Below are 1,061 nucleotides of genomic sequence, written 5' to 3' on the forward strand. Positions count from 1 at the left end.
TGAGTAAATTTCCCCTCCTATAAATTATAGTTACCGTATTATTATACCAAATATTAACTTCATTCCATTTAAAGATTTTAAATAATCCGAACACTTAAAATGTATTTAAGTATTCATTTCAAGAACAGTAAGAATAGATACAAACGAATTGTTTAGAAATACTAATCATCCTAAATTTTCATCTCTATGTTCCATTGATACAACTCTGCATCAATTTAATCCTCTTTGTTTTAGTAAATAGTACAAGCCTCTTTCTATTCTCTTACATAATCTATCAAAGGAATCTATTTTCATAACCCACTTCCTCTATCAATGAAATACATAATAACCATTAGGAAAGGTAGGTGAGATTACAAATGATTCGTTTTTTAATTAGTGCTGAATTTTGGGGAACAACCGCCATAATTATTATTTTTTCTTTTTACTTAGGTAAAGGTAATTTTATCGATGGATTTAACGAGTTAGCAAATATAAAACAAAATTTAGACTGGTATGTTTGGGCATATGTAATTTATAGATTACATCATCATCATGCTCTATTAGAAGAGGTGAAAAGTGATAGTGATAAAAAAGATACGAGTTGAGTTATTTCTGCATACTGTAATGAGGTATTTTCTTGTATCTATTAATATAATTGAGGTCAAGTAGTTAGCTTTTACTAACTGCTCTTTCTTTATAATAGGACAAGTTTTTTCAATTCCTCACACCTTTAAAAGGATAAACCATACATTTTATTAAAGCTCGTCTTAATTTCTAACCTTTAACATCGCCTTCCTCAAAAAGAGCATTTGAAAAATGGTGTTCTTATTTATTGTACTCGATATAATACACAACTCTCCTTATATTCCTACTAACTTCCTATAAGCCGTGACAAGTTAAACTTAAAATACATGTAATAAAGTAAGGGTTGTCTACTATTCAGACTACTCAAATCTAATTAATGAAAGGATGTTATAAATGGGTTGTTGCTCTGATCCTCAATTTGTCACTATGTCTACATGTGATGATTTTACTACAACTGCAGCTGATGTAGTTGGTGGAGTTGATGCTAGACTAAAAAG

Annotated in this window: 1 protein-coding gene; it reads left to right on the forward strand. The window is 29.4% G+C overall.

Translation table 11 applies throughout. From position 1 onward, the window contains the following. The first annotated feature begins 356 nt into the window (after nt 1-356). A complete protein-coding gene (locus tag V7024_RS23920) occupies nt 357-584 on the forward strand; it encodes a hypothetical protein (protein WP_335524558.1) in 228 nt (75 codons plus the stop codon). Nucleotides 585-1,061 lie beyond the last annotated feature (477 nt).

The organism is Bacillus sp. JJ864 (assembly GCF_036963045.1).
Classification (GTDB): domain Bacteria; phylum Bacillota; class Bacilli; order Bacillales; family Bacillaceae_G; genus Bacillus_A; species Bacillus_A pseudomycoides_C.

What these genes read in the sequence shown, in the direction of transcription:
- V7024_RS23920 (WP_335524558.1), top strand. Translation starts at nt 357, where the DNA reads ATGATTCGTTTTTTAATTAGTGCTGAATTTTGGGGAACAACCGCCATA.